25 protein-coding genes are annotated in these 25,450 nt (G+C 73.1%); 7 read left to right on the top strand and 18 right to left on the bottom strand.

All coding sequences use genetic code 11. The features are described from left to right. Nucleotide 1: 1 nt before the first annotated feature. The 16 genes from ACFQ3T_RS10605 to ACFQ3T_RS10530 all read right to left on the bottom strand — a co-directional run bounded on the left by ACFQ3T_RS10605 (nucleotide 2) and on the right by ACFQ3T_RS10530 (nucleotide 15,523). The gene (locus ACFQ3T_RS10605) at nucleotides 2-3,928 is read right to left on the bottom strand and encodes an amino acid adenylation domain-containing protein (protein WP_380722847.1); all 3,927 of its coding nucleotides are present in this window, start codon (nucleotides 3,926-3,928) and stop codon (nucleotides 2-4) included. 62 nt (nucleotides 3,929-3,990) lie between these two features. After that, complete coding sequence (locus ACFQ3T_RS10600; protein ID WP_380722845.1) at nucleotides 3,991-4,695, bottom strand: 2-hydroxychromene-2-carboxylate isomerase; 705 nt, start codon at nucleotides 4,693-4,695, stop codon at nucleotides 3,991-3,993. A 22-nt stretch (nucleotides 4,696-4,717) separates the two neighbouring features. Then, nucleotides 4,718-5,464 (bottom strand): 3-oxoacyl-[acyl-carrier-protein] reductase, encoded by a 747-nt coding sequence (gene fabG, locus ACFQ3T_RS10595; protein ID WP_380722844.1) that lies wholly within the window; start codon nucleotides 5,462-5,464, stop codon nucleotides 4,718-4,720. Between the two features lie 18 nt (nucleotides 5,465-5,482). Next, nucleotides 5,483-5,968 carry a 3-hydroxyacyl-ACP dehydratase FabZ family protein gene (locus ACFQ3T_RS10590; protein ID WP_380722843.1) on the bottom strand — a complete coding sequence of 162 codons (486 nt, stop codon included), beginning with the start codon at nucleotides 5,966-5,968 and terminating at the stop codon, nucleotides 5,483-5,485. Further along, nucleotides 5,965-6,354, bottom strand: a complete 390-nt coding sequence (locus ACFQ3T_RS10585) for a 3-hydroxyacyl-ACP dehydratase FabZ family protein (RefSeq protein WP_380722841.1) — start codon at nucleotides 6,352-6,354, stop codon at nucleotides 5,965-5,967. Before ACFQ3T_RS10585 ends, ACFQ3T_RS10590 begins: the two co-directional genes overlap by 4 nt. Before the next feature lie 2 nt (nucleotides 6,355-6,356). Beyond that, complete coding sequence (locus ACFQ3T_RS10580; protein WP_380722840.1) at nucleotides 6,357-6,617, bottom strand: acyl carrier protein; 261 nt, start codon at nucleotides 6,615-6,617, stop codon at nucleotides 6,357-6,359. A 94-nt stretch (nucleotides 6,618-6,711) separates the two neighbouring features. Further along, nucleotides 6,712-7,785 (bottom strand): beta-ketoacyl synthase N-terminal-like domain-containing protein, encoded by a 1,074-nt coding sequence (locus tag ACFQ3T_RS10575; RefSeq protein WP_380722839.1) that lies wholly within the window; start codon nucleotides 7,783-7,785, stop codon nucleotides 6,712-6,714. A gap of 52 nt (nucleotides 7,786-7,837) precedes the next feature. Next, nucleotides 7,838-8,224, bottom strand: a complete 387-nt coding sequence (locus ACFQ3T_RS10570) for a hypothetical protein (RefSeq protein ID WP_380722837.1) — start codon at nucleotides 8,222-8,224, stop codon at nucleotides 7,838-7,840. Continuing rightward, complete coding sequence (locus tag ACFQ3T_RS10565) at nucleotides 8,224-8,631, bottom strand: hypothetical protein (RefSeq protein WP_380722835.1); 408 nt, start codon at nucleotides 8,629-8,631, stop codon at nucleotides 8,224-8,226. Before ACFQ3T_RS10565 ends, ACFQ3T_RS10570 begins: the two co-directional genes overlap by 1 nt. Beyond that, a complete protein-coding gene (locus tag ACFQ3T_RS10560) occupies nucleotides 8,631-8,984 on the bottom strand; it encodes a hypothetical protein (RefSeq protein WP_380722833.1) in 354 nt (117 codons plus the stop codon). Before ACFQ3T_RS10560 ends, ACFQ3T_RS10565 begins: the two co-directional genes overlap by 1 nt. Beyond that, on the bottom strand, nucleotides 8,981-9,979 hold the full coding sequence (locus tag ACFQ3T_RS10555) for a thioesterase family protein (protein ID WP_380722831.1): 999 nt from the start codon (nucleotides 9,977-9,979) through the stop codon (nucleotides 8,981-8,983). Before ACFQ3T_RS10555 ends, ACFQ3T_RS10560 begins: the two co-directional genes overlap by 4 nt. Next, the gene (locus tag ACFQ3T_RS10550; protein ID WP_380722829.1) at nucleotides 9,976-10,872 is read right to left on the bottom strand and encodes an alpha/beta fold hydrolase; all 897 of its coding nucleotides are present in this window, start codon (nucleotides 10,870-10,872) and stop codon (nucleotides 9,976-9,978) included. Before ACFQ3T_RS10550 ends, ACFQ3T_RS10555 begins: the two co-directional genes overlap by 4 nt. Next, complete coding sequence (locus tag ACFQ3T_RS10545) at nucleotides 10,869-11,816, bottom strand: beta-ketoacyl synthase N-terminal-like domain-containing protein (RefSeq protein ID WP_380722827.1); 948 nt, start codon at nucleotides 11,814-11,816, stop codon at nucleotides 10,869-10,871. Before ACFQ3T_RS10545 ends, ACFQ3T_RS10550 begins: the two co-directional genes overlap by 4 nt. Continuing rightward, nucleotides 11,813-12,940 carry a beta-ketoacyl-[acyl-carrier-protein] synthase family protein gene (locus ACFQ3T_RS10540; RefSeq protein ID WP_380722825.1) on the bottom strand — a complete coding sequence of 376 codons (1,128 nt, stop codon included), beginning with the start codon at nucleotides 12,938-12,940 and terminating at the stop codon, nucleotides 11,813-11,815. The genes ACFQ3T_RS10545 and ACFQ3T_RS10540 overlap by 4 nt, the downstream gene beginning before the upstream one ends. Then, nucleotides 12,937-14,199: a beta-ketoacyl-[acyl-carrier-protein] synthase family protein gene (locus tag ACFQ3T_RS10535; protein ID WP_380722823.1), complete on the bottom strand. Its 1,263-nt coding sequence runs from the start codon at nucleotides 14,197-14,199 to the stop codon at nucleotides 12,937-12,939. The genes ACFQ3T_RS10540 and ACFQ3T_RS10535 overlap by 4 nt, the downstream gene beginning before the upstream one ends. A 172-nt stretch (nucleotides 14,200-14,371) precedes the next feature. Next, on the bottom strand, nucleotides 14,372-15,523 hold the full coding sequence (locus tag ACFQ3T_RS10530; RefSeq protein ID WP_380722821.1) for a hypothetical protein: 1,152 nt from the start codon (nucleotides 15,521-15,523) through the stop codon (nucleotides 14,372-14,374). 401 nt (nucleotides 15,524-15,924) lie between these two features. On the opposite strand from ACFQ3T_RS10530, the gene ACFQ3T_RS10525 reads away from it, so the two are divergent. The 3 genes from ACFQ3T_RS10525 to metG all read left to right on the top strand — a co-directional run bounded on the left by ACFQ3T_RS10525 (nucleotide 15,925) and on the right by metG (nucleotide 19,427). Next, a complete protein-coding gene (locus tag ACFQ3T_RS10525; protein WP_380722819.1) occupies nucleotides 15,925-16,545 on the top strand; it encodes an L-threonylcarbamoyladenylate synthase in 621 nt (206 codons plus the stop codon). Between the two features lie 254 nt (nucleotides 16,546-16,799). Continuing rightward, complete coding sequence (locus ACFQ3T_RS10520; protein WP_380722817.1) at nucleotides 16,800-17,693, top strand: hypothetical protein; 894 nt, start codon at nucleotides 16,800-16,802, stop codon at nucleotides 17,691-17,693. Between the two features lie 204 nt (nucleotides 17,694-17,897). Further along, nucleotides 17,898-19,427, top strand: a complete 1,530-nt coding sequence (metG, locus tag ACFQ3T_RS10515; protein ID WP_380722815.1) for a methionine--tRNA ligase — start codon at nucleotides 17,898-17,900, stop codon at nucleotides 19,425-19,427. A 103-nt stretch (nucleotides 19,428-19,530) separates the two neighbouring features. Here the strand turns inward: metG and ACFQ3T_RS10510 are convergent, their stop codons facing one another. Next, nucleotides 19,531-21,045 carry a chitinase gene (locus ACFQ3T_RS10510; RefSeq protein ID WP_380722813.1) on the bottom strand — a complete coding sequence of 505 codons (1,515 nt, stop codon included), beginning with the start codon at nucleotides 21,043-21,045 and terminating at the stop codon, nucleotides 19,531-19,533. A gap of 138 nt (nucleotides 21,046-21,183) precedes the next feature. Between ACFQ3T_RS10510 and ACFQ3T_RS10505 the strand changes: the two genes are divergently transcribed. Further along, on the top strand, nucleotides 21,184-21,372 hold the full coding sequence (locus tag ACFQ3T_RS10505; protein ID WP_380722811.1) for a DUF3072 domain-containing protein: 189 nt from the start codon (nucleotides 21,184-21,186) through the stop codon (nucleotides 21,370-21,372). Between the two features lie 39 nt (nucleotides 21,373-21,411). Here the strand turns inward: ACFQ3T_RS10505 and ACFQ3T_RS10500 are convergent, their stop codons facing one another. Beyond that, entirely contained in the window at nucleotides 21,412-21,615 is a 204-nt protein-coding gene (locus ACFQ3T_RS10500; protein ID WP_380722809.1) for a hypothetical protein, read from the bottom strand. A 258-nt stretch (nucleotides 21,616-21,873) separates the two neighbouring features. Between ACFQ3T_RS10500 and ACFQ3T_RS10495 the strand changes: the two genes are divergently transcribed. The 3 genes from ACFQ3T_RS10495 to ACFQ3T_RS10485 all read left to right on the top strand — a co-directional run. Next, nucleotides 21,874-24,261, top strand: coding sequence for an ABC transporter permease (locus ACFQ3T_RS10495; RefSeq protein ID WP_380722807.1), 2,388 nt, complete (start codon nucleotides 21,874-21,876; stop codon nucleotides 24,259-24,261). Continuing rightward, nucleotides 24,254-24,919, top strand: a complete 666-nt coding sequence (locus ACFQ3T_RS10490) for an ABC transporter ATP-binding protein (protein ID WP_380722805.1) — start codon at nucleotides 24,254-24,256, stop codon at nucleotides 24,917-24,919. The genes ACFQ3T_RS10495 and ACFQ3T_RS10490 overlap by 8 nt, the downstream gene beginning before the upstream one ends. Beyond that, on the top strand, nucleotides 24,916-25,450 hold a 535-nt coding region (locus ACFQ3T_RS10485), incomplete at its 3' end, for an ABC transporter ATP-binding protein (RefSeq protein WP_380722803.1). The genes ACFQ3T_RS10490 and ACFQ3T_RS10485, both read left to right, overlap by 4 nt.

Below are 25,450 nucleotides of genomic sequence, written 5' to 3'. Positions count from 1 at the left end.
ACTACTCCTTGGTCTCCGGTCGGTTCCGGTGGATGTCCCGCAGCTCGTCCGCGAGGATGCGGCCGATCTCGGCCAGCGGGCCCGGTTTCATCAGGTCGGTGTGCTTGCGGTCGACCCGTCGGGTGGTGATCCGGCCGCCCACGTACGGGCGCCAGGTCTCGGGGGTCGGCGAGATGTCGACCTTGTCCAGGGTTGCCACGACCACGACCACGTCCCCGCCGTAGCGCGCCGGGACGCTCTCGTGGACCAGCTCGCGGAAGTTGGCGTAGATGCGGCCGATGGACTCGATGTGCCGCTGCTCCAGGCTGGCCAGGGAACTGCCCAGCTTGCGCAGCGTGTCGGTGACCTTCTGGTGGGTCAGGGGCTTGCGCCCCAGGTGGCGCCGGTCGAACCCGACCCAGCTGAGCAGGTCGGCCAGCACCTCCTGCTCGCCCAGCTCGGCGAGCGTCTGGCCGGGGTAGGTGTCGAGGATCGCCAGGAGCCCGACCTCCTCCCCCGCCGCTTCCAGCTGCGCGGCCATGACGTGCGCGAGGATGCCGCCCGACGAGTAGCCGACCAGGTGGTACGGCCCCTCGGGCTGCACCTCCCGGATCAGCCGGAGGTAGTCGGCGGCGGCCTCGGCGAAGCTGCCCGGCAGCGGCTCGTCGCGGTCCAGCCCGCGGGCCTGGAGCCCGTAGACCGGGAAACCGCCCTCCAGGTGCTTGATCAGCCCGGCGTAGCACCAGGCCAGCCCGCCGGCCGGGTGGACGCAGAACACGGCGGGCCGGTCGCCGAACGGCCGCAGCGGCAGCAGCACGTCCAGCGCGTCGGTGGCCCGCGCGTCCGCGTCGAGCTTGCCGACCATCGTGGCCACCGTCGGCGCCTCGAACACGGTGCGGATGGTCAGCGTGACGCCGAACGTCGACCGCACCTTGTTGATCAGCTTGGTGGCCAGCAGCGAGTGGCCGCCGAGGTCGAAGAAGTTGTCGTCCACCCCGACCCGCGGCAGGCCCAGGACCTCGGCGAACAGCCCGGCCAGGATCTCCTCCCGCGGTGTCCGCGGTCCCCGGTCGGACACCGCGGACGCCACGTCCGGCGCGGGCAGCAGCGACCGCGCCAGCTTGCCGTTCGGGCTGGTGGGCAGCGCGCCGAGCACCACCAGCGCCGACGGCACCATGTAGTCCGGCAGGCCTTCGGCCAGCCCCGCCCGCAACCGGGCCACGTCGAGCTGGATGCCGTCGGCCGGCACGGCGTACCCGACCAGGCGCTTGTCCCCCGGCCGGTCCTCGCGGACGGCGACCGCCGCGGCGGCCACGCCCGGCTGCCGGGTCAGCGCCGTCTCGATCTCGCCCAGCTCGATCCGCAGGCCGCGGATCTTCACCTGGTCGTCGGCACGGCCGGCGTAGTGCAGGTTGCCGGTCGCGTCCCAGCGCGCCAGGTCGCCGGTGCGGTACATGCGGGCGCCGGGCGGCCCGTACGGGTCGGCGACGAACCGCTCGGCGGTGAGGCCGCGCCGGTCGTGGTAGCCGCGGGCGAGCTGCACGCCCGCCAGGTACAGCTCGCCGACCACGCCCACCGGCAGCGGGCGCAGCGAGCCGTCCAGCACGTAGGTGCTCGTGTTCCACACCGGCGCGCCGATCGGCACGGGGCCGGGCCCGCCGGTGGACTGCCACGACGTGACGTCCACCGACGCCTCGGTCGGCCCGTACAGGTTGTGCAGCTCGACGTCCGGCAGCAGCCGGTGGAACCGGTCCGCGACCTCCTCGGGCAACGCCTCGCCGCTGCACATCACCTGGCGCAGCCCGGCGCACGCGGCGGCGGTCGGCTCGGCCAGGAACACCTGGAGCATCGACGGCACGAAGTGCAGGGTCGTCACCCGCTCGTCGCGGATCAGCGCGGCGAGGTAGGCCGGGTCGCGGTGCCCCTCGGGGCGGGCCACGACGAGGGTCGCGCCCTCGATCAGCGGCCAGAAGAACTCCCACACCGACACGTCGAACCCGGACGGCGTCTTCTGCAGCACGCGGTCGGCCTCCGTGAGCCCGTACCGGTGCTGCATCCACCGCAGCCGGTTGACGATCCCCTCGTGCGGCACCAGCACGCCCTTGGGCCGGCCGGTCGAGCCCGACGTGTAGATCATGTACGCCGGGTTCGCGGGCCGGACCGCCGCGGCGGGCGGGTCGGGGCGCTCGCCGACGTCCGCGCCGTCCAGCACGAGGACGTCGACGCCGAGGTCGGCGGGCAGTGCGGCGGCGGACGCCACCGTGGCCAGCAGCAGCGCCGGCCTGGCGTCCGCCAGCGTGAACGCGATCCGGTCGGCCGGGTAGTCCGGGTCGATCGGCAGGTACGCCGCGCCGGCCTTGAGCACCGCCAGCAGCGCCACGACCAGGTGCTCGGACCGGGGCAGCGCCAGCGCCACCACCCGTTCCGGGCCCGCGCCGCGCTCGACCAGGCGGTGCGCCAGGTCGTTGGCCCTGGCGTGCAGCTGCGCGTAGGTGAGGGTCGTGCCCTCGAACACCACCGCCGTGTTGCCGGGCGAGAGGTCCGCCCGGTGGGCGAGCAGTTCGGTGAGGGTCGTGCGCTCGACGGGCGCGGCGGTGTCGTTGAACGCGCGCACGACCCGGTCCTCCTCGCCGGGCAGCAGCGCGTCGATCGTGCCGACCGACCGGGCCGGGCTGGCCGCGGCCAGGTTGCGCAGGAACGTCACGAACCGCCGCTGGTGGGCGGTGATCTCGTCGTCGGAGTACAGCTCGGGGTTCGCGTCGAAGTCGATCTGGAGGCCGCGGCCGTCGCCCCGGTCGTACACGTTCACCGACAGGTCGTCGGACGGGCCGATCGACAGGTTGTGCACGAGCGCGCGGTGCGGGCCGAACTTGAGGTCGTAGTCGAACATCATGACGTTGACCTCGGGCCCGACCAGGCGCTGCTCCGCGCCGAGGAGCTTGCGGTCGCGCCGCAGGTCCTCGTACCGGTAGCGCTGGTGGCGCATGACCGCGCGGAGCCGGTCGGACGTGTGCCGGAGCAGGTCCTCCAGGCTGTGCGACGGCTGCACGGCCAGCCGCAGCGGCACCACGTTGGACACCATGCCGGGCGCGGCGCGGGCCACCCGGCCCAGGCGGGTCGTCACCGGCAGGCCGAGGACGACCTCCGCCGCGGAGGTGAACCGCTGGAGGTAGGCGGCGGTGGCGGCCATCACGACGGACGGCCACGTCACGCCGACCTCGCGGGCGAGGTCGCGCAACGCCTGCGCGGTCGGCTCGGCCAGGTAGCCGGTGTGCCGCACGAGACCGTGCGCCATCCGCGGCTGCTCGGCCGCGAGGCTCACCGGCGCGGGCGCCCCCGCCAGCTCGTCGAGCCAGAACCGGCGGTCGTCGTCGAACCGCTCGGAGGCCCGGTACTCGGCGTCGAGGCCGACGAGCGTCGCCAGCGGCTCGAACGGCGACGGCGGCACGGGAGCCCGGTCGACCAGCGCCGTGTACACCTCGGCGATCCGCTGGGCGACCAGCGCCACCGTGTAGCCGTCGACCACGACGTGGTGGTAGCGGTAGTACAGGAAGTCGCGGTCGTCGTCCACCTGGAACAGTCCGAAGTGGAACAGGGGTCCGGCGGCCGGGTCGACCGGCACGCCGAGGTCGGCGCGCATGGCGGCGACCGCGGCGGCCTCGGGGTCGGGCCGGTCGCGCACGTCGGCGACGTGCAGCGACCAGCGCGGTTCCGGCTCGACCACCTGGTGGTGGCCGTCCGGGTCGGCGACGATCCGCACGCGGAGGGTCTCCGCCTCGGCGAGCACCTGCCGCAGCGCGTGCCGGAGCAGCCCTTCGTCCACGGTGCCGCGGATCTCCAGGTACTCCCCCGCGTTGTAGATCGGGTTGTCGGGGTCCAGTTGCTGCGCATACCAGATCCCCGACTGCGCCGCCGTCAGCGGCACACGGTCCGCGCCCGACTCAGGCATGGTGGGTCCGTCCTCATGTGCGTGCAGGTGCTCGGGTGGTGGGCAGGTCGGGCGGGACGGCGTCAGCCGCAGCCGCCGGCGTGGCTGAAGTCGCCGACGCCGACCAGGGCGGGCGTGTCGTCGGGCGCGACCTCGGCGGGCTTGGCGGACGCGCCCGTGCCGCGCACGGCGGCGATGAAACCGGGCAGCCGCTCCAGGCCCCAGTACTTGTCGAAGCCGTTGGCGAAGTACGGCACGCCGAACACGCCGTCGGCGCAGACGTCGAGCAGCGCGGCGAGACCGCGTTCCCGCACCTCGGGGTTGGCCGCCGCGTCGACCAGCCCGTCCGGGTCGGCGCCGATGTCCTCGGCGACGGCGGCGATCGTGGCCGGTTCGGAGATGTTCAGGCCGCGGTCCCACCGGGCCCGGTACACCCCGGCGATGAACTGGCGGCCCAGCCCGCGCTCCTCGGCGACCAGGTAGGCGAGGTGCGCGACCTCCCAGTTGGCGTCGCGGTCCACGGGCCAGGACACGGGGAGCCCGCGTTCGGCGGTCAGCCGGCGCAGGTCCTGGAGGATGTACAGGTGCTTCTCGCGGGACATCGCCGAGTACGGGAACCGCCCACCCGCCGCGGCCAGGCGGTCGCGCAGGTCGGCGTCCGGCTCCCAGAACGGGCGCCACTCGATCCGGTCCGCGACGTCGGGGTACCGCTCGGTGAGGTCGCGGTGCGCCAGCCACGAGTAGGGGCTGCGGAACGAGAAGTACCAGCGGGGCGGCCTCTTGGCCATGTGTCGGTCTCCGTCCTGGGTCCTAGATGGTGATGCCGCCGTCGATCTGGAACACGGCGCCGGTGATGTAGGCCGCCCGGTCCGAGGCGAGGTAGCCGACCAGGTCCGCGACCTCGTCCGCGGTGCCGAGGCGGCCGAGCGGGATCGACTTGACCGCGTTGTCCTTGACCTTGTCCGACAGCACGGACGTCATGTCCGTGTCGATGAAGCCGGGCGCGACCACGTTGGCGCGGATGCCGTAGCGGCCGACCTCCTTGGCCAGGGCGCGGGAGAAGCCGATGATCCCGGCCTTCGACGCCGAGTAGTTCGTCTGCGTCGCGTTGCCGTACACGCCCGCGACCGACGAGATGTTCACGATGGAACCGCGGCGGCGCTTCATCATCTCGAAGACGGCGGCGCGGCAGATGTTGTAGACGCCGTTGAGGTTGACGTCGATGACCCGGTGCCAGTCGTCGTCCGGCATCATCAGCAGCGGGTTGTCCTTGGTGATGCCCGCCGCGGTCACCAGCGTCTCGGGCACGCCCAGCTCGTCGTTGACCTCGGCGAGCATCGCGCGCACCGAGGCGCCGTCGGACACGTCGGCGCGCACCGCGCGCACCCGTGCGCCGAGTTCGCCGGCTTCCTTCTCCAGCAGCCGGGCCGCGTCCTCGTTGGACTGGTAGCAGAAGCCCACGTCGTAGCCGTCGGCGGCGAGCCGCAGCACGCAGGCCCGGCCGATGCCGCGCGAGCCCCCGGTCACCAGGGCCACCCGCGGGGTGTCGTCGCTCATCGAAACCTCCCTCACGGGTCAGGAACCCTGGGTCGCCGGGCGCAGGGCCTCGGCGGGGCGGAACGCCATCACCACGCGCGACACGGTCATCACGACCTCGTCGCCGACCACGCTCTCGCCCTCGAACATGACGGTGTCGGTCAAGGCGCGCTGCACCACGACGCGGTGTTCGAGCACGTCGCCGGGCAGCACGGGGCGTTCGAAGCGGACGTCGGAGATGCCGCCGAACAGCATCACCTGGCCCGCGAGGACGTCCGGGTTCGGCGCGTCCCAGGTGGCCAGCACGCCCGCGGCCTGGCACCACGACTCGACCAGCAGCACCTCGGGATACGCCAGCTGCTCGGCGCGCAGGTCGACGGGCAGGTCGGCGTACCACGGCTCGTTGACCGTGACGGCCTTCCTCGCGGTCAGCCGCACGCCGGGCACGAGCTCGGTGACGGCGTCGACCAGCAGCATCGGGTAGCGGTGCGGCAGCACCCGTCGGATGTCGGCGGCGGTGATCACGCGCGTCCTCCGTTCCGGTAGCGGAGCTTGACCTTGGCCGCCTCGCCGCGCGGCGAGGAGACGACGGCCGAGACCACCCAGCCGTCACCGTCGGGCTTCCACTCGACGCGGACGGTCAGCTCGTCGCCGGGGAACGTCGGCCCGGTGAACCGGGTCGAGGCGATCGCGGCGAGTTCGAGGTCGCGGCCCTCCGGCGCGGTGGCGAGCGCGCTGCGGTGCACGCACTCGACCAGGCCGACGCCGGGGAAGATCGGGAAGCCCGGGTAGTGCCCGGCGAAGATGGGGTTGTCCGGGTCGATCGTGACGGTGGTGGTCGCGACCGGCTGCTCGCCGGGCGGTTCCACCACGCGCACGCCCTCGCGCAGCGGGGAGCAGGTGGTCGCCACGATCAGACCGCGGCCAGCTTGTCGACCATCAGCTGGTAGGCCTTGTCGAGGCAGACGACCTGCTTCAGCTCGGACTCGCGCAGCCGGATGCCGTACTTCTTCTCCAGCACGACGACGACCTCCAGCGCCATCAGCGAGTCGACCTCCAGGTCGTCGATGAACGACGCCTCGTCGGTGACCGCGTCGACCTCGACGTCGAGGACCTCGGCGACGGTCCGGCGCAGGTCTTCCTTGTCCAGCAGCGTGGTGGTGATCCCGCTCATCGTGTGCTCTCCTTCGTTCGGGTGTTCGTGCCGCGGCCCGGCGGGGCCGCGGCGGTGGTCGTCGAGCCTCCGCGGGGCTCGGGCGTCCGGCCGCTCAGGCGATGCCGAGCACGGCACAGCCCACGACGCCCTCGTCCACGGCGGTGATCAGCGCGGCGCGCCCGCTCGCGGCGGCGTCGCCGGAGGCCAGCGCCAGCACGGCGGTGATCTGCATGGCCGACGCCGCGCCGGCCGTGTCACCGATCGGCGAGAGGTCGGGCGCCCGGAACGCGGACAGGTCGCCGAGCACCTCGCGCAGCGCGACCGACTCGCCCGGCCCGGCCGTGCCGCACGGCGCGACCGCCCACAGGTCGGCGACGGAGACGCCCGCGCGGTCCAGCGCGCGGCGCACGCACGCGGCCAGCGCGGCGGTGCAGTCGTCGCCGTACGCGCCGAACTCGACCGCGCGCTCCTCGGCGAGCGCGCGGGACGCGGAGTCGTCGCCGGACTGCTCCAGCTGGAGCATCGCGCAGCCCTCGCCGAGGACCGGCGCGTCGTCGCGGCCGGTGCGGTCGAGCCAGGAGCGGGCGGCCGAGTACTCCTCGACGGCGCCGCACAGCGCGGTGTCGGCGCGGCCGGAGATGAGCAGGCGGCGGGCGTAGTTCAACGCGTGCAGCCCGGCCACCCGGCCGCCGGCCACGGTGGCGTTCGGCCCGCGCAGCTGGTGCCAGATCGCGCACTGGCCGGCCGCGCAGTTCATCACCGTGTTGGGGAACCGCGACGGGTCGACGAGGTACGGCCGTTCGCCGGTCAGCGAGTCGCGAGTGAAGTCCATCATGCTCTGCGCGCTGCCGGTGGTCGTGCCGAGCACGAGCGCGGCGTGCTCGCCGGTGGCGATCTCCCGGCCCTGGTCCTGGTCGTCGAGCAGCCGGCCGACCGTGGCCACGGCCAGGCCGGTGGCGCGGTCCATCGACCGGGTCCCCTTGCGGCCCAACGCGGACGCGGCGGTGAACTCGGGCACCAGGCACGCCTCGGCGTCCGGGCCGGCCCACAGCTCCTTGTCCAGCTCCCGGCTCGTCGTGCGGCCGGCGAGCAGGCCCTCGGTGAAGGCCTCGCGGCCGGTGCCGAACGGCGACAGCGCCGACCAGGCGGTGATGACGGGGTTCTTGACGATCGTCGTGGTGTTCACGACAGCCTCGCTCCTTCTCGTCGTTGTCGTGGGCCGGACCGGGCGGGTCCGTTCACAGGAAGCAGACCCGCCGGTAGTCGGGCCACCGCCGGGCCAGCTCGCCCGGCGCGGCGGTCCGGATGCCGGGCAGCAGCGCGCCCGGTCCGGTCACGCCGAACGGCGCGAGGTCCCGTTCCTCGACCCAGATGTCCACTCCGGACTCGCGCAGCCGGGTCAGGTCGCGGCGCGGGTCGGTGAGGGTGTCGACCCGGCGGCGCCCCACGTCGATCGGCCCGACCTCGGCGCGGGCGGCGGCGTAGCTGACCGCCGGTCCGCGCAGCAGCACGTCGAGCCCGCCGAGCTGGCGGTGCAGCTCCACCGCCAGGTACAGCGCGTCGAAGAACTGCTTCTCCAGCGCGCCCCGGTAGGCGCGTTCCACGATCGCCAGCGTCTCGGCCATCACATGACCCCGATCAGCACGGTCTTCGCGGCCGCGGCGACGTTGTCCGCGTACTTGGCGGGCGCCCGCAGCACCACGCCGGGCAGGTGGTCGGTCGCGCCGCGGTCGTCGCTGCAGAACCGGCAGCCGTACCAGAACAGCTGCTCCGGGAACGCCTCCAGCAGCTCGGAGACCAGCGCCGTCGTCGTCGGGTACTCGGCGGACCAGTCGGCGAGGTTGCGCGGCTTGCTGTCGCCGAGCGACCGCTGGGTCAGCATGGTGGCGTAGCCGCAGGTCCAGACCTGCACCCGGCCGCCGCGCGCCAGCATCGCCTGCACCAGCCGGATCGCGCTGGTGACGGTGTCGTCGGCGTGCGGCGCGCCCATCAGCGTGATGAGCACGTCCGTGCTCGGGATCGCGCGGGCCATCAGTGCCACACCACCGGCACGTCGGGTTCCAGCAGCAGCACGGCCAGCTCGTCGGCGTCGACCCACCGCGCGCCGGCCGGGAGGTCCATCCCGGCGACGCCGCGCTGGGCCGCCGAGAAGCGGTCCACCAGCACGGCGACGCCCGCGTCGAGCAGGGTGACCAGGTCGGCCGAGCCGCCGGGCAGCGCCAGCGCCGTCGCGTCGGCGATCAGCGCCACCGTGACCGGTGTGCCGGTGCCGGCGAGGGCGGCGGCGTCGGACAGGAACCGCTCCACGCCCGGTCCCGCCCACGGTCCGCGGGAGGCCACCAGCAGGTGGCCCGGCCGCGCGTCGGTCACCCCGCCCGCGCTCATGACGGGTTCACTCGCCCGAACGCCTCGAGCACGCGCTGGTCGAACGGCACGAGCTTCCAGTCGCGGCGGTTCTCGATCACGGCGTAGCCGTGGGTGATGGTGCCGGTCGAGGTCTGCACGAGCCGGCCGTCGCGGACCACGTAGGTGTCCATGCGGGAGCGGTAGGTGAAGTCCTTGAAGATCTCCTCCACGGTGTAGATCGTGTAGAGGTCCTCCTCCATCAGCGCCTCGTCCAGGAACTTGATCTTCGAGTGCGGGACGACCGGGATCCAGCGGCGGTCGTCCAGCAGCGTCTTGATCGAGATGCCGCGGTCGGCCAGGAACAGGTCGACGACCTCCTCCATCTGGCGCAGGTAGCCGGACATCTGGAGGCGCTCGTTGTTGTGGCAGTACGGGTACGGGATGCGCCACTTCCAGCCGAACGCGTTGCGGCCGGCGGTCAGCTGCTTCAGTACCGGGTCGTCGCCCGCGCTGGTGCCGCGGCCCTCGGACAGCGCTGTGTTGGCGGCCACGTCGACCCGCTCGCCGGGCTCCGCGCCGCCGATCTTCGCGACGACGAACCGCTCCAGCTCCGACGGGTAGGCGTCGGTCGGCTCGATGTAGGTGTCCTTGCGCAGCGCCACCGTCACCTTGGACGTGACGTCCTTGGTCGTGCCGCCCTCCTTGGTGATGGTCACCGTGAAGTCGAGCCGGTCGGAGCCGTCGGCGATCTTCGGCACGACGGTGGCGAAGCCGACCTCGTCGAGGTGGAACGCGTTGAGGATGCGGGTGTCGATGGAGACGATGTCCAGGCCGAGCCCGAACTCCTCGAACAGCCGCCTGCTCGACAGGCCGGACTGGCGGAAGTGGTCCAGCACGGCCTCTTCGACCAGGTAGTTGACGTGCTTGAAGCCGATCCAGGTGCAGATGTTGTTGCCCTCGTACCTCGGCCGCACGGCCACCGTCGTGGCGCGGGACAACAGCTCGTGGGTGATGGACTCCGCAACGGCGGTCATCGGGTGTGCTCCCCTACTGGTCGGAATCCGGACCCCGCTCGGCGTCCGGTGGGCAGTGCGTCGGTGTCGGCGCCCGGCGGGCGGCGCCGCCGGGTGTCGGGCAGTGCGGCGACGAACTCCGCGATGGCGTCGGCGAAACCGCCCGGCTGCTCGGACATCAGGAAGTGGCCGCAGTCGGGCAGGACCCGCACGTCCGCGTCGGGCAGCCGCCCGGCCAGCGAGACGGCCTCGCCGGGCGGCGCGGCGAAGTCCCGCTCGCCGGCGAGGACCAGGCACGGCACCCGGATCGCGTCCGTGCGCAGCCACGGCGTGTCGAGGTAGGTCTGGAAGAACCTCGTCCAGCCGTACGGGCCGACGTGGTCGCGCACCCGGTGCGCCAGGTCGCGCCGGAGGTCCGGCCCGACCCGGCCGCCGGCGTGCACCCGGATGCCGTCCTCCATGATCAGGTGGAAGTCGTTGAGGTACCGGGAGATGTCCGCCCAGTCGAAGTCCTCGGGGTCGGTGCGGTAGAACGGCGAGACCAGCACCAGCGCCCGGATGCCGTACCGCTCGAACGGGTCGCGCCCGGCGGACGCCTCCCGGTCCAGCAGGGTCAGCAGCAACGTCGCGGAGAAGGAGTGCGCCACCACGACGCCGGCGCCGCCCGGCACCTCGTCCATCGCCTCGGCGATCCACGCGGGCAGGTCGCCGCGGTTGCTCCACGACGCCACGCCCTCGCCCCGCCACGGCAGGTCGGCCGACCAGATGTCGAACCCGCGGTCGGCGTGCCGGACGAACTCCGACCACACGGTGCTGCTGTTCGCCAGGCCGTGCAGCAGCAGGAGCCGGGCGCGTTCGCCCTCGGCGTGCCGCCGCAGCACGACCGGACGCTCGACGTCCGCCGCCAGGGTCATCCGGCCACCCCGGCGGGTCGCAGCACCAGGCCGGCGGTGGCCTCGTCGCCGTCGCCGCCCGCGAGGACGTACACGGGACCGTCGCCGCGCCCGGCGAACCAGCCGACGGCCGCCGCGCACTGCATCACGCCGAGCGCGCCGGACGCCACGCCCCAGGCCTTGGCCAGGTCGTACCGCGGCACGCCGGCCAGGATCGAGTCGGGCACCGCGCCGCCACTCTCCGGCAGGTGCAGCAGGCCGGGCGCGCCACCGTCCACGTCGGACAGCCGGTCGACGCACTCGCGCACGCCGCCGGTCCGGGCGTAGCGGCCCACCTCGGCGCGCACGGTGGCGCCCCGCTCGGCGGCCGCCTCGGCGTCTTCGAGCACGAGCCCGACCGCGCCGTCGATGGCACGCCGACCGCCGAGCAGCTTGCGCACCACGTCGTTGTCCGGCTCGACCCCGAGCACCAGGACGCGGGTCACCCGGCGGGCGGCGATCATGTTGGCGGCCCAGAACACCGCGTCCAGGCCGGACGTGACGCCGTTGCACACCATGAGGTTCGGCCCGCGCAGCCCGAAGCGGATGGCCACCGAGGTGGCGATCACGTTGCTGGACGCGTTCGGCAGGTGCATCGGGCTGGTGCCCATGGTCGTCTCGGCGGCGATCGTGTCCAGCACGCCGGTGACGGTGTCCGCGTTGCCGAAGTTGGAGCTGGCGACCACGCCGACCGTGTGGTCCGCGACGGCCAGCCCGTCCTCGCCGAGCAGCCCCGAGTCGCGCAGCGCGGCGTCGGCGGCGCAGTACCCGAGCTGCGTGGCGCGGTCCTTGTACCGCAGGCCCTTCTTGCCGATCCGCAGCTCCGGGCGCACCGGCTCGGCGGTGTGCGCCACGGCGGTCAGCAGGCTCTCGGCGGACGACGCCCGCGGGAGCGTGACGCCGACCCCGGTCACCACGACGGTCATCGGACTGCCTCCACGATCGCCACGGCGTTGATGCCCCCGAAGCCGAAGGCGTTGACCTGGGCCACCGACAGGTCGCCGGTGGCGGGCTCGCCCAGCACGAACCGGAAGTCGGCGGCCTCGTCGACCGGGTCGTCCAGGCCGACGACCGGCGGCACCACGCCGGTGCGCAGGGACTCCAGCCCCACCACCAGGTTCATCAGCCCGGACGCGCCCGAGGTGTGCCCGGTCATGGACTTGATCGCGGTCATCAGCGGCCCGTCGGCGTGGTCGCCGTACACGTCCGCCATCGCCACGGCCTCGGCCTCGTCGTTGAGCAGCGTGCCGGTGCCGTGCAGCAGGACGAGGTCGACGTCCTCCGGCTTCACGCCGGCCAGGTCGTGCGACGACCGCATGGCGGACGCGATGCCCTTCGGGTCCGGCGCGGTGACGTGGTAGGCGTCGCAGTTGACCGACACGGCGCGCAACCGGCCCTTGGGGCGGTCGCCGGGCTCGCGTCGCAGCACCACGGCCGCGGCGCCGTCGCCCATCAGCACGCCGGTGCGGTTGCGGTCGAACGGGCGGACCCGGTCCGGCGGCGTGGCGTGCACCCGCTCCAGCAGGCCGTGCATGCTCTCGGTGAGCACGTCGACGCCCGCCACGATCACGGTGTCCGCCGCGTCGAGGGCCAGCATGTCGCTGCCCATCGCCAACGCGTACAGCGAAGCCGAGCAGGCGTTGGAGAACGTGTAGGTGGTCACGGCGCCGAGCCGGTCCCGCAGCGCGGTGCCGAAGTGCAGGTCCCGCGGGGCGAACGGCACGCCGTCGCGCCACCACAGCTCCAGCGACCGCAGCTCCCGCAGCCCCGTGCCGACCAGGATCGGCACGTCCGTCAGGTCGTCGAGGCCCGCCTCGCGCGCCGCCTCCGTGATGGCCTCCACCAACGCGTCGGTGGCCCGGTGCGGCACGTCGCGGCCCGGTTCCGGCCGGTTGTCGATCTCGTAGGCGTGGCGCGCCCGGAAGGGCTCGGCGTCGAAGCCGCGCAGCGGCGCCAACCCGGTCCGACCGGCGCACAGGCTGTCGAACAGCGGGCCGACGCCGCTGCCGACGCTGGCCACCCCACCCGATCCCGTGATGTACCAGCTCATGACACCCGCTCCTCGTACTTGCCGAGAATGACCACGGAGTTGTTGCCGCCGAACGCGAGGCCGTTGTTCTGCACGATCCGCAGGTCCGCCGGGACGGCGTGGTTGGGCACGCAGTCCACGTCGCACTCGGGGTCGGTCTCGGTGTGGTTGATCGTCGGCGGGATGAAGCCCTCGGTGATGGCCAGGGCGCAGGCGATCGCGGCGAGCGCGCTGGCCGCGCCCATCGTGTGCCCGATCATCGACTTGATGGAGATGGTGCGCGGCGGCTCGTCGCCGAAGACGTGGCGGATCGCCCGCGACTCGGTGACGTCGTTGGCCTTGGTGCCGGTGCCGTGCGCGGAGACGAGGTCGACCTCCTCGGGCTTGATGCCCGCGTTCTCCAGCGCCAGCCGCATGCACTCCGCGACGCTGTCCTGCTTGGGCGCGACCTGGTGGTAGGCGTCGCAGTTCAGCCCGTAGCCGAGGACCTCGGCGTAGATCTTCGCGCCGCGGGCGAGCGCCGAGTCGAGGCTCTCCAGCAGCAGCACGCCCGCGCCCTCGCCGGTGAGGATGCCCTTGCGGTCCACGTCGAACGGCTGGCACCGCTCCGGCGCGATCGTGCCGAGCCGGTAGAAGCCGGTGAACGTCTTGCGGCACATGGCGTCCGCGCCGCCGCACAGGGCGAACTCGGCCTCGCCGGAGCGCACCGCGTCGAACCCGTACCCGATCGCGTAGTTGCCGGCCGCGCACGCCGTGGGCAGCGTGACCGCTTCCACGTCGGACAGCCCGAGCTCCTGCGCGATGGCCGAGGACAGCCGTCCGGCGGGCACGCGCCGGGTCTGCTGCCGGTCCATGTGCTCCGGGCCGCGCCGCACCTCGGTCTCGACCAGCTGGTCGAGGTCGCGCGACTCGCCGTCGGTGGTGCCGATGGAGATGACACCGTGCCGGTCCCGCAGGTGCGCCGGGTCCAGTCCCGCGTCGCGCACGGCCATGCCGGCCGCGGCGACGGAGAACTGGGTGGCGCGTCCCAGGGACGCGGCGTCCAGCTCGTGGATCCACTCCGCCGGCTGGAAATCCGTGACCTCGCAACCGTTGGCGTGTGCGTAGCCTTCGGTGTCGAACACGGAGATCGGCCGGGCGCCGCTGCGGCCTTCACGCAGGCCGTCGACGAACTCGGCCGCGCCGGTGCCGATGCTCGAGAACACGCCGAGTCCGGTGATCACCACCCGGCGCTGGGGCAGCCCGCTCTGCTGCCTCGTCGGGGACAAACCTGACGCCATGAGGCTCTCCGCCCGTCCGCTTCTACCGATTCGATCCTCTGTCGCGCCCCACTCCACCGCGTGCGCCACGCGGCCTTCAAGGGAGCTGCACAATGCTGCGAATCGGCTTGCGTCCGGCTCGGACAGCGCTATGGGGACGGTGGGCCCCCGGCGTGCCCACCGTCCTCCCGGGTCAGCCCACGCACCACTCCCGCGCCACCTCGGCGGCCAGCGCCAGGTTCGCGGCGGCGGCGCGCTCGGTGCGCCGGCCGTACCCGCACGCGGCGGCGACGCCGGCGACCGGCCCGACCAGCGCGTCCACGACGAGCCGCAGCGCCCGGCGCGTCTCCACCGGGTGGTTCTCCGCGACCACGCCCGCGATGACGTCCACCCCGCGCCGCAGGTGCCGCAGGGCGTCGAAGAACGCCGGGTCGGTGCACGGCGGGTGGCCGCCGCTGGCGACCGGCAGGTGCACGGTGGGCATCGCCACCCCCCGCTCCGCCAGCACGTCCGCCAGCGCGTTGACGAACCGCACCGGCGGGTGGAGGTCGGCCGGGGTGAACACCGGCACGTGCTCCAGGTCGCCGTAGCAGAGGTGCAGCACCCAGCGCGCGTCCGGCGCGGCGGCGATCACCTCGCCGACCTGCGCGGTCAGCTCGGCGGTGAGCGTCGGCCACACCGGCGGCGGCGCGCAGTGGTACGACACCAGCACGGCCGGCGTCTCCAGCTGCAACTGCACCCGGTCACCCCACCGGGCGACGAGACCGGTGACCTCGGCGAGCACGGCCTCCTGCATGGTCGGCAGCCACTCGCGGGCGGCCTCCACCGAGCCGAAGGTGAAGAACGCGAGGTCGAGGGCGTTGGGGATGCCGACCTGCACCCTGGGCGGCGCCTCGGCTGGGCAGAGCCGGTCGAGCGCCGCGAACGCCGCCTCGGCCTGGGCGAGCCGGGCGAGCCCGATGTCCTCCGGCCGCAGCCGGTGGCCGGGGCGGACCCGGTAGAACGGCATGTCGTCGTAACCCCGGCTCTCCCCGCCGCGGACCTGTTCGAGGGCGGGCACCGCGGACATGTGGTGCGTCAGCCACTCGATGATCCAGCGGGGGTCGCGGTCGGACGGGAGCGCGGTCAGCCGGGCGTCGCCCCGGTGGTCGAGGAACCAGCGCATCGAGGTGGCGGGGTCGTCGCACAGCGGGTGCGGCAGCGAGCCGACGAGGTGGACGGGCAGCGGGCGTGAGCCGCGTTCGGGCGCGGAGGCCGCCGTGGTCGCGGATGCGGATGCGGTGGTGGTGGGCGCGGTGGCGGAGGCCGTTGCGGGGGCGGGGGCGGAGGCGGTCTCGCGAGGCATGAGGTTTGTTCTGCTTTCAATTCTGGAGCAAGCGTCACACGACCGGGGACCGGCGCGGGATCACCACGTCCGGATTCCCGGTTCACCCGGGCATCTTCACCGCACTCGCCCGTCCACGTCCACTTAGGATGATCGACAAAATACGACCGGGGGTTTCCTCCACGCGTTCGTGTGAACTGTCCTCAAGGGAGCCGAAATGTGAGTCCTTTTTGGACAAATACGACGAAGGCTCATGTGCGGTGACGCGGCCGGCGCCCGGTCACCGGGTCGGGCGACACCGGCCCGCAGGACGGCGACGGCTCCCGCGACGTCCCCCGTGACACCGGCCGGCGCGCTCCCGCCGTGGCGCGACACCGGACCGGGGCACCACGCCGACCGGCCCGAGGGACTAGGCTCCCGACATGGCGAGGTACTTCGACGTGCACCCGGTCAACCCCCAGCGCAGGTCCATCGACCAGGCGGTGGAGCTGATCAAGTCGGACGGGTTGATCGCCTATCCCACGGACTCGTGCTACGCGCTCGGCTGCCGGCTCGGGAACAAGGCCGGGCTGGACCGCATCCGGCAGATCCGGCACCTGGACGACCGCCACCACTTCACCCTCATGTGCCGCGACTTCGCCCAGTTGGGGCAATTCGTGCACGTGGACAACTCGGTGTTCCGGGCGATCAAGGCGGCGACGCCGGGCAGCTACACGTTCATCCTGCCGGCGACCACCGAGGTGCCGCGCCGGCTGATGCACCCGAAGAAGAAGACGGTCGGCGCGCGCATCCCGGACCACCCGGTGGCGCAGGCGCTCCTGGCGGAACTCGGCGAGCCGCTGCTGTCCAGCACCCTGCTGCTGCCCGACCAGGAGGAGCCCCTGGTGCACGGGTGGGAGATCAAGGACCGGCTGGACCACGTGGTCGACGCGGTGCTCGACTCCGGGGACTGCGGCACCGAACCCACCACGGTGATCGACTTCTCGCAGGGCGAGCCCGAGGTCGTCCGGCACGGCGCCGGCGACCCGTCCCGCTTCGTCTGACGCGACCGGGCGGCCCCACCGGCCGTCTTCCCACCGCGACCTGACCGGGGCAGCCCCACCGGCCCCCGCACCCGACCGGCGCATCCCACCGGCCGTCCCGACAGCGTCGACCCGACCGGGACGGCACGACCGGCAACCACCGCGTGGAGCAGCACCGCCGTTCGGCGAGCACTGTTGGGCCGGTCAGAGGTATGGGAGCGTTCCCAGAATCGGTAGGTTCCCCCTCTGCCCCCTCAGCGCAGAAGGAGCTACCCGTGCGGAAACGGTTGTCCTCGGCGGTCCTCGCCGTCCTCCTGTCGGTCGTCGCCCTCCCGGCGGCGTCCGCCTCCGACCCCGCTGCCTCCGACCCCGCTGCCTCCGACGCCGCCGCCTCGGACCCCGGCGCCGCGGGCTCCGCCGGCTTCGGTCCCATGAGCTACGGCGTCGCCGAGCCGGGACCGGCGGCGGCCCGCGACGGCAACCACCGGCTGAAGACCTGCGCCCGCGCCGAGCTGCTGTTCTGCGAGGACTTCCAGGACGTGCCCACGGGCGCCGGCACCAGCCTGAAGTGGGGCGTGGACACCCGGAACGGCTCGCTGGAGGTCGAACGCGACCGGCGTGGCCAGAAGGTGCTGCACGTGCGGGCCGAGGGCAACGGCCGGGCGTTCCTCAAGGTGGACGACTTCGCCGCGCCGGGCAACAGCTTCTACGGCCGGGTCCGGGTGCGCGTCGACGCGTTCCCGACCGAGCCGGACTGGGCGCACTACACCCTGATCGAGGCGACCGGCGACGGTCCCGAGGTGGTGCGGCCGCTGGGCGGCCAGTACGTGCCCACGCTGGACAAGGCGCTGTGGGGCGTCGGCGCGGACGGCGGCCCGACCGGCGACTGGACGAACTGGCGCGAGTCGGCCCCGTCGAAGCCGGACGTGTGGCAGTGCGTGGAGTGGCGCATGGACGCGTCCGACAACCGGATCACGCTGTGGTTCGACGGCGTGGCCAACCCGGACCTGACCGTCTCCACCCGCGAGCACGGCGGCAACCAGGTCGACTTCCTGTTCCCGAAGTTCGACACGGTCAAGCTGGGCTGGCAGCTCTACCAGCCGAACGGCGGCAGCTACGACATCTGGCTCGACGACATCGCGCTGGGCGCCAACCGCATCGGCTGCTAGCCGACGCCCTCGCGACCCCGGTAATTCGGACGCGGGACGTGCGGCGGCGCTGCTAGCGTCGCCGCATGTCCTCGTCGTCCCCGTGCCCGGTCATGGTGCCCCGCCACGCGGGGCCGCCGGTGCTGCACGGATGACGTCGTCCGAGGCCCCCTCGTCCCAGGGGCCTCCGACCGGACGGGAGCCCCCGCACCCCGGAGGTTCCCGATGTCGCGCTTCTACGTCACCACCGCCATCCCGTACGTCAACGCCCGGCCGCACCTGGGTTTCGCGCTGGAGGCCGTGCAGGCCGACGTGCTGGCCCGCCACCACCGCCGGCGCGGCGACGAGGTGCGGTTCCTGACCGGCACCGACGACAACTCGCTCAAGAACGTGCTGGCCGCCGAGGCCGAGGGCCTGTCGACCGCCGACCTGGTCGACCGCAACGCCGAGGCGTTCGCGGCGCTGCGCGAGCCGTTGGCGCTGTCGTTCACCGACTTCATCCGCACCAGCCGCGACGACCGCCACCGGGCCGGCGTCGAACGGCTCTGGCGCGCCTGCGCGGACGCGGGCGACTTCTACCGCGAGCACTACGACGGCCTGTACTGCGTGGGCTGCGAGCAGTTCTACGCGCCTGGCGAGCTGGTCGCCGGCAAGTGCCCCGAGCACGATGTCGAGCCGCGGCGCGTGGCCGAGGAGAACTGGTTCTTCCGGCTGTCCCGCCACCAGGACCGGTTGCACGACCTGATCAGCTCCGGCGCGGTGCGCGTCGAACCCGCCGTGCGCCGCAACGAGGTCCTCGCGTTCATCGCGGCCGGCCTGCGGGACTTCAGCGCCTCCCGCTCACGGGTCCGCGCCCGCGGCTGGGGCATCCCCGTGCCGGGTGACCCCGACCAGGTCGTTTACGTGTGGTGGGACGCGCTGGGCAACTACATCTCCAGCCTGGGCTACGGCACGGGCAGCCCGGACTACCGCCGCTGGTGGGTGGAGGACGGCCGTCGCGTGCACGTGATCGGCAAGGGCGTGGTGCGCTTCCACGCGGTGTACTGGCTCGCCCTGCTGCTGTCCGCGGGCGAGCCGCTGCCGACCGACATCCTGGTGCACGACCACCTCACCACCGACGGCCGCAAGATCAGCAAGTCGGCCGGCGACGTGGTCGACCTGGCCGCCCGGTACGGGACGGACGCGGTGCGGTGGTGGCTGGTGCGGGAGGTGGCCCGCGTGGGCGACACCGACTTCACCGTGCCCCGGCTCGTCTCCCGCGCCGACGAGGACCTGGCCAACGGGCTGGGCAACCTCGTCAGCCGGGTCACCGCCCTCGTGCACCGCTACCGCGACGGCCGGCCGCCGGTCGCCGAGCCGGACCCCGGCGCGGACCCGCTGCTGACGGCGTGCCGTGACGCGCCGGACCTCGTCCACGAGGCGCTCACCGACTTCGACTTCAGGCGGGCGACGGCGGCGGTGTGGCGGATTGTGGAGGAGGCCAACCGGCACGTCGAGCGGGTGCGGCCGTGGGAGCTGGCCCGAGCCGAGCGCGGCGGCGACGTGGCGGCGGGCCGACGGCTGGACGCCACCATCACGGCCCTGCTCACGGCGTGCCGCGCGCTGGCCCGCGAACTCGCGCCGTTCCTGCCGACGTCGGCCGAGCGGATCTCGGAGCAGTGCACACCCCTCGCCGGCGCACTCCCCCGCACGCGTGCCCTGTTCCCGCGCCTCAGCCCGACACCGCCGACGATCACCCCGGCCCGCCCCCGCTGACCGCCGGCCGCCGCTGACCGCCGAGTACGAGAGCCCACCCGACCGCCGCTCTCCTCGACCCTCGCGGACCCGCCGGGTGCCGCCCCGGCGGGTCCGCGTCCGGCTACCGCGGCAGGTAGGCGCGGTGCGTGCGGGAGAACTCGAAGCCGTTGTGGCGGTCCCAGTTGACCGACCACGTCATCAGCCCGCGCAGGTCGGGGTAGACGGCCTTCGGCTTGTACGTGCCGCAGTTCGTGCCCTTCATCAGGCAGTCGAGCGACTTGTGCACCTCGGCGACCGACGTGAACCCGTTGCCCGCGTTGACGCTCGCGGGCAGGCCGATCGCCACCTGGTCCTGTCGCAGGCCCGGGAACACCTTGGTCGCGTCGCCGCGCACCGGGAACCCGGCCAGCACCATGTCGGCCATGGACACGTGGAAGTCGTGGCCGCCCATGAAGTGGTACTGGTTGTCCAGCCCCATGATCGGGCCGGAGTTGTAGTGCTGCACGTGCAGCAGCGTCAGGTCGTCGCGCAGGGCGTGGATCACCGGCAGGTACGCGCCGGCGCGCGGGTCGGCGCCGCCGCTGCCGCCGTAGTGCTGGTAGCCGACCTGCACGAAGAACGTCTCCGGGGCCATCGTGAGCACGAACTTCGCGCCGTAGCGGGCCTTCAGCGTCTTCAGCGCCGAGATGAGGTTCACGATCACCGGCGTGGTGGGCGCGCGGAAGTCGGTGTCGTTGGCGTTCAGCGACAGCGAGTGGCCCTCGAAGTCGACGTCGAGGCCGTCCAGGCCGTACTTGTCGATGATCGCGGAGGCCGACCGGACGAACGCGTCACGCGCCGCCGTGGTCGACAGCTGCACCTGGCCGTTCGCGCCGCCGATGGAGATCAGCACCTTCTTGCCCTTGGCCTGCTTGTCCCGGATGCCGGCGATGAACTCGGCCTCGGACTCGACGTTCGGGCACTCGGCGACGGGGCACTGGGCGAACCGCAGGTCGCCGGACGTGGCGGAGGTCGGTTCGGCGAAGGACAGGTTGATGATGTCCCAGTCGTCGGAGACGTCCTTCATCCGGATGTAGCCGGAGCCGTTGGCGAAGCTGGCGTGCAGGTAGCCGACGAGGACCCGCTTGGGCAGCCCCGTGGGCGGCGGCGTGGTCGTCGTGGTGGTAGTGGTCGACGTCGTCGTGGAGGTGGTCGTTGTTGTCGTCGTGGTGGTCGTGGTCGTCGTGGTGGTGGTCGTCGAACCCGCGCACGACGCGCCGTTGATCTTGCAGTTGAGCGGGCCGGCGGTGCCGGCGGCGTTGAACCCGAACGTCACCGTGGCGCCGGGCGCGATGGTGCCGTTGTACTCGCGGTGGGTGAACGCGTAGTGCCCGCCCGAGTTGGTCCGCAACGCGTCCCAGTAGGCGCCGACGGTCGTGCCGGCGGGCAGGTCGAACTCGACCTTCCACCCGGAGATCGCCGTGCTGGTCCCGTTCTTGATCGAGAACTGGGCGGTGTAGCCGGTCTCCCAGCTGGACGTCTTGGCGAACGTGGCGGTGACGGACGCGGCGTACGCGGGCGCGAAGCTGACCGCCGCCGCTCCGACCACCACCGCCGCCACCGCCGCCACCCTGGCGAACAGGACTCTGCGCGACATCGTTCTCCTCCTAGCGGTGGCGGCCTCCAGGTGGGGAAATTGGACTAGACCACGTTCCGTCTGTCAAGAGACCAGGAGGTGGTTGACCTGCCGTCCGAGCGGGTACCTCGAACGAGCGTTCGAGGGAAGGAGAAGCCGGTGAACCGGAATCCGGAGAAGGACCCGAGTGACTGGACGACGGGCGACGAGCCGATGACCGGCCCGCAGGAGTCCTACCTGAACACGTTGGCGCAGGAGGCGGGCGAGGAGGTGCCGCAAGGGCTGACGAAGGTCGAGGCGTCCCAGCTCATCGACCGGTTGCAGGAGGAGACGGGCAGGGGGAAGTGACGCCGGCGCGGACCGCCGCGCCGGCGTGCGGCGGGCGGGTCAGTTCCCGTCTTCCTGCTCGCCGTCCTGCTCCTGCTCTTGCTCCTGCTCGCCGTCCTGTTCCTGCTCCTGGTTGTTCTCGACGCCGGGGCGGTCCTCGTTCTCGTTGCCGCCCTGGTTGTCGCACCCCGCGCCGAGGGACAGGAACAGGGCCGCCGCGCTCGCGAGCACGGCGAGCGACTTCTTCATCACGGTCTGCTTCATGGTGAGCCAGTACCCCGACCGGCCGGTGCCGACACCACCGGTCGACGCAGCTCGACCACGCCATGCCGTTGTCCGGTCCGCACGGCGCGTTCCCGGACAACGGCGGGCGTTGTCCGTGATGTTGTCCGGCAGTCGATTGCCGTTCGGGGAAGGCTCCTTTCCCGACGGACCGCCGGTTACCGTCTGGTGGTGCAGATCCCGTGGAGAGCCGCACCGCGCGCGGCCCTGTCGAGCCCACTGACACTGCTGGTCAGCTTGGTGACGGCGCTGTTGCTGAGCTTCGTCGTGGCCGCCGCCGTGATGCACTCGGCCGCCTCGGGCAGCGCCGCGATCACCTACCAGCAGAGCCAGTTGTGCGCGGAGTCGCTGCACCCGTCGCTGGAGGCCACCGTCCCGCACGACCGCGTGCCGGGCCTGGTGCGGCAGGTCGGCGAGGCGGTGTCGACGCGGCCCCACCTCGTCGGCATGTACACGCGGGAGCAGCGCACGGACTTCGGCGGCCTGCCGACCGACGCGAAGTTCGGCTACCGGCCCGGCGCCACCGACCACCTGGAGGTGCTGGAGGGCGGCGGCAAGGACGGTCTCTGGGTACCCAAGAGCATCGCCGACACCATCGACCTCCGGCTGGGCGAGCGCGGCATGGGCGGGCGGCTGCCCCCGGTCACCGCGGTCTACGCCGACGTGCTCGACCCGCTGCCCGCGTGGTGGTGCTCCGAGCGCCACTACATCGTGCCCAACATCCTCGACCGCGACGAGCTGGCCACCGCCGTGGTGTGGATGCCCAGCGCCGAGTCGTTCGCCGCGCTACCGCGGGAGGTCGCCGGACCCACGGATGTGACGGTCCGCTTCCCGAGCGACGTGCCGCGCACCGTCGACGAGGCCGCGGCCCTGCTGGCCGAGGGCTCCGACCGCGTCGAACCGCTGGGCCACCTCTTCAACCGCACGGTGTCGCCGCTGGTCCTGGCCGTGGAGAACGGCGCGCAGACCGCCGTGAACGTGCGGTCCGCCGTCCTGCCGCTGACGTTGATCAGCCTCCTCATCGGCCTCGCCGGCATCGCCACGGTCACCGTCCAGTGGGCGCAACGCCGCCGGTCCGAGCTGCGGCTGCTGTGGGTCCGGGGCTCCGGTCCGTTCGCGCTGGGCGGCCGCGGCGTCCTCGAACTGGGCTTGCCGCTGGTCGTCGGCGGCGCGGCCGGGCTCGGCACGGCCCGCCTCCTGCTGCCCGTGTACGCGCCGTCGGACGCGCTGCCGCCGGGCACCGGGACGACGGCCGCCGTCGCCGTCGCGGTGGTGGTCGTGCTGAGCGTCGTGGTCACGTTCGCCACCGCCGCGCTGCGCGTGCACCGCATGTTCCAGGTCGCCATCCGCGGCAACCGGCTGCGCAAGGTCCTCACCGCCCCGCCGTGGGAGCTCGCCACGGCCGCGCTCGCCGTGTGGGCGTGGAACCGGGTGCAGAACAGCGGCCTGGCGACCACCACGAAGATCGGCGGGCTGCCCCGCATCGACGCCGCCGCCCTGGCGTTCCCGCTGCTGGTCGTGCTCACCGCGGCGCTGGTGACGGCGCGGTTGGCGCGGTGGGCGCTGGCCGCGTCGCACCGGGCCCGGTTCTGGTCGGCGCCCGTCGCGCAGCTCGCGATCCGCCGCCTCGCCGCGGCGGCCGGGCCGGTGACCGGCGTGCTGCTGGTGGGCGTGCTGGCGGTCGGCACGATCGCCGTCGGCACCGCCATCGCCGGGTCGCAGAGGACCGCGCTGGAGGTGAAGTCCGGCATGTTCACCGGCGCCAACAGCTACGCGCAGGTCGACCCGGAGACCTCCGAGCTGCCCGGCTCGCTGCGCGGCGACTCGACCATCGTCGGCTACGTCGAGCAGTACGACCGGACCGCCCTGGTGGTCGACCCGAGGACGTTCCGCGACGGCGCGTTCCCGTTCGAGATCGACCCGGCCTTGCTGGACGAGCCGCTGCGCGTCGGGATCTCGCCGCGCCGCGAGGTGACGCTGCCGGGCCTGCCGCCGATCAACCCGTCCGCGTGGGTGCCCGCGTTCCCGAAGCTCGGCAAGACGGGCTGGGTCGTCCCGGTCGACCGGATCGAGGACCGCGGCGACGTGGGTTCCTGGTACGTCTGGTCGCAGCGGCCGCTCGGCGAGCTGACCCGGGCGCTGGCGGCGGTGGGCGTGAAGTACCGCAACGTCGGCGAGAAGTCGAAGGCGGTGAAGGGCCTGCCGTTCCTCACGATTCAGTGGACGTTCGGGTTCGTCACGGCGATCGGCGTCGTCCTCGCGGTGGTGGCGGCGATCGCGCTGCTGCTGGCGGTGGAGGTGCGGCGGCGGCAGAACGCGCTGTCCGGCGCGTTCAGCACCCGAATGGGCCTCGGCCCCGCCGCGATGCTGCGCAGCCACCTGCTCGAACTGGGGGCCGTGGCCGCGGGGGCGGTCGTCGTCGGCCTGGCCGCGAGCGCGGTGAGCAGCGGGTTCACCGTGCCGCAGCTCGATCCCGCGCCGCGGCTGACGCCGGTGCCGGAGGTGCCGGACGTCGTTCCGCTCGTGGTGTCGACGGTCGTGGGAAGTGTGCTGGTGGTGCTGGTGGCGGCGTGGATCGCGGTGCGCGCGGCGCGTTCGGCGAGGATCGGGGAGTTGATCCGTGGGTGAGCACGTGTTGCGCCTGCGCGAGGTGGGCGTGGAGTACCGGACGCCGGCCGGGGCGGTGACGGCGGTGTCCGGTGTGACGCTGGACGTCCCCGCGTCGGGCATCACCGTGGTCGCGGGGCCGTCCGGGTCGGGCAAGTCGACGTTGCTGCGGGTGCTGAGCCTGGTGGAGCGGCCCACGACGGGCGCGGTCGAGCTGCGCGGCGCGGGCACGGCGCGGCTGTCGTCCGCGGCCCGGCGGAAGCTGCGGCGGCGGGACGTCGCCCTGGTGCTCCAGAACCCGTCGGACAACCTGATCGGCCACCTGGACGTGGGCGACAACCTGCGTGCGGCGGCCCAGGCGTCCGGGCTGGACGCGCCGGTCGACGAGCTGCTGGAGCAGCTGGGGCTGCCCGGCACGGCCACGTGGAAGGTGTCGGCGATGTCCGGCGGGCAGCAGCAGCGGCTCGCGTTCGGGTGCGCGTTGGCACGGCGGGCGACCGTCGTGCTGGCGGACGAGCCGACGTCCCAACTGGACACGTCGTCGGCGGACCTGGTGCTGGAGACGTTGGCCGACCTGGCGCGGCGAGGTGTGCCGGTGGTGGTGGCCTCGCACGACCCGAGGCTGATCGCGTTGGCCGACACGAGGTTCGACCTGCGGAACGGGGTGTTGGCGGCATGACGGCGTTGCGGGCGGTGGGTGTCCGGCGGACGTTCCGGCACGCGGCCGGGCCGGTGCCCGTGCTGCGCGGCGTGGACCTGGAGGTGGCGGCCGGCGAGCTGGTGACGCTGTCCGGCCCGTCCGGGTCGGGCAAGAGCGCGCTGCTCGCCGTGCTGGCCGGGTTCGACCGGGCGGACTCGGGCACGGTGGAGCTGGGTGGCGAGGTGCTGACGTCGCCGCCGCCGTGGAAGGTCTGCGCCCTGCTCCCCCAGGCCCTCGGCCTGGCGGGCGAGCTGACGCTGGCGGAGAACGTGGCGCTGCCGATCCGGCTCGGCCGCACGGGCGGCTCGCTGACGAGGGTGACCGGGCTGCTGGAGGAGCTGGGCATCGCCGAACTGGGCGACCGGTACCCCGCCGAGGTGTCGTTCGGGCAGCAGCAGCGGGCCGCGCTGGCCCGTGCCGTGGTCGGCTCCCCCGCCGTGCTGCTCGCCGACGAACCCACCGCGCACCTGGACGCGCAGAGCGCGCCGGCGGCCGTGCGGGTGCTGCGGC

This window comes from Saccharothrix hoggarensis, from assembly GCF_042678885.1.
Lineage (GTDB): Bacteria > Actinomycetota > Actinomycetes > Mycobacteriales > Pseudonocardiaceae > Actinosynnema > Actinosynnema hoggarensis.
This window is presented reverse-complemented; position numbering and strand designations above follow the sequence as displayed.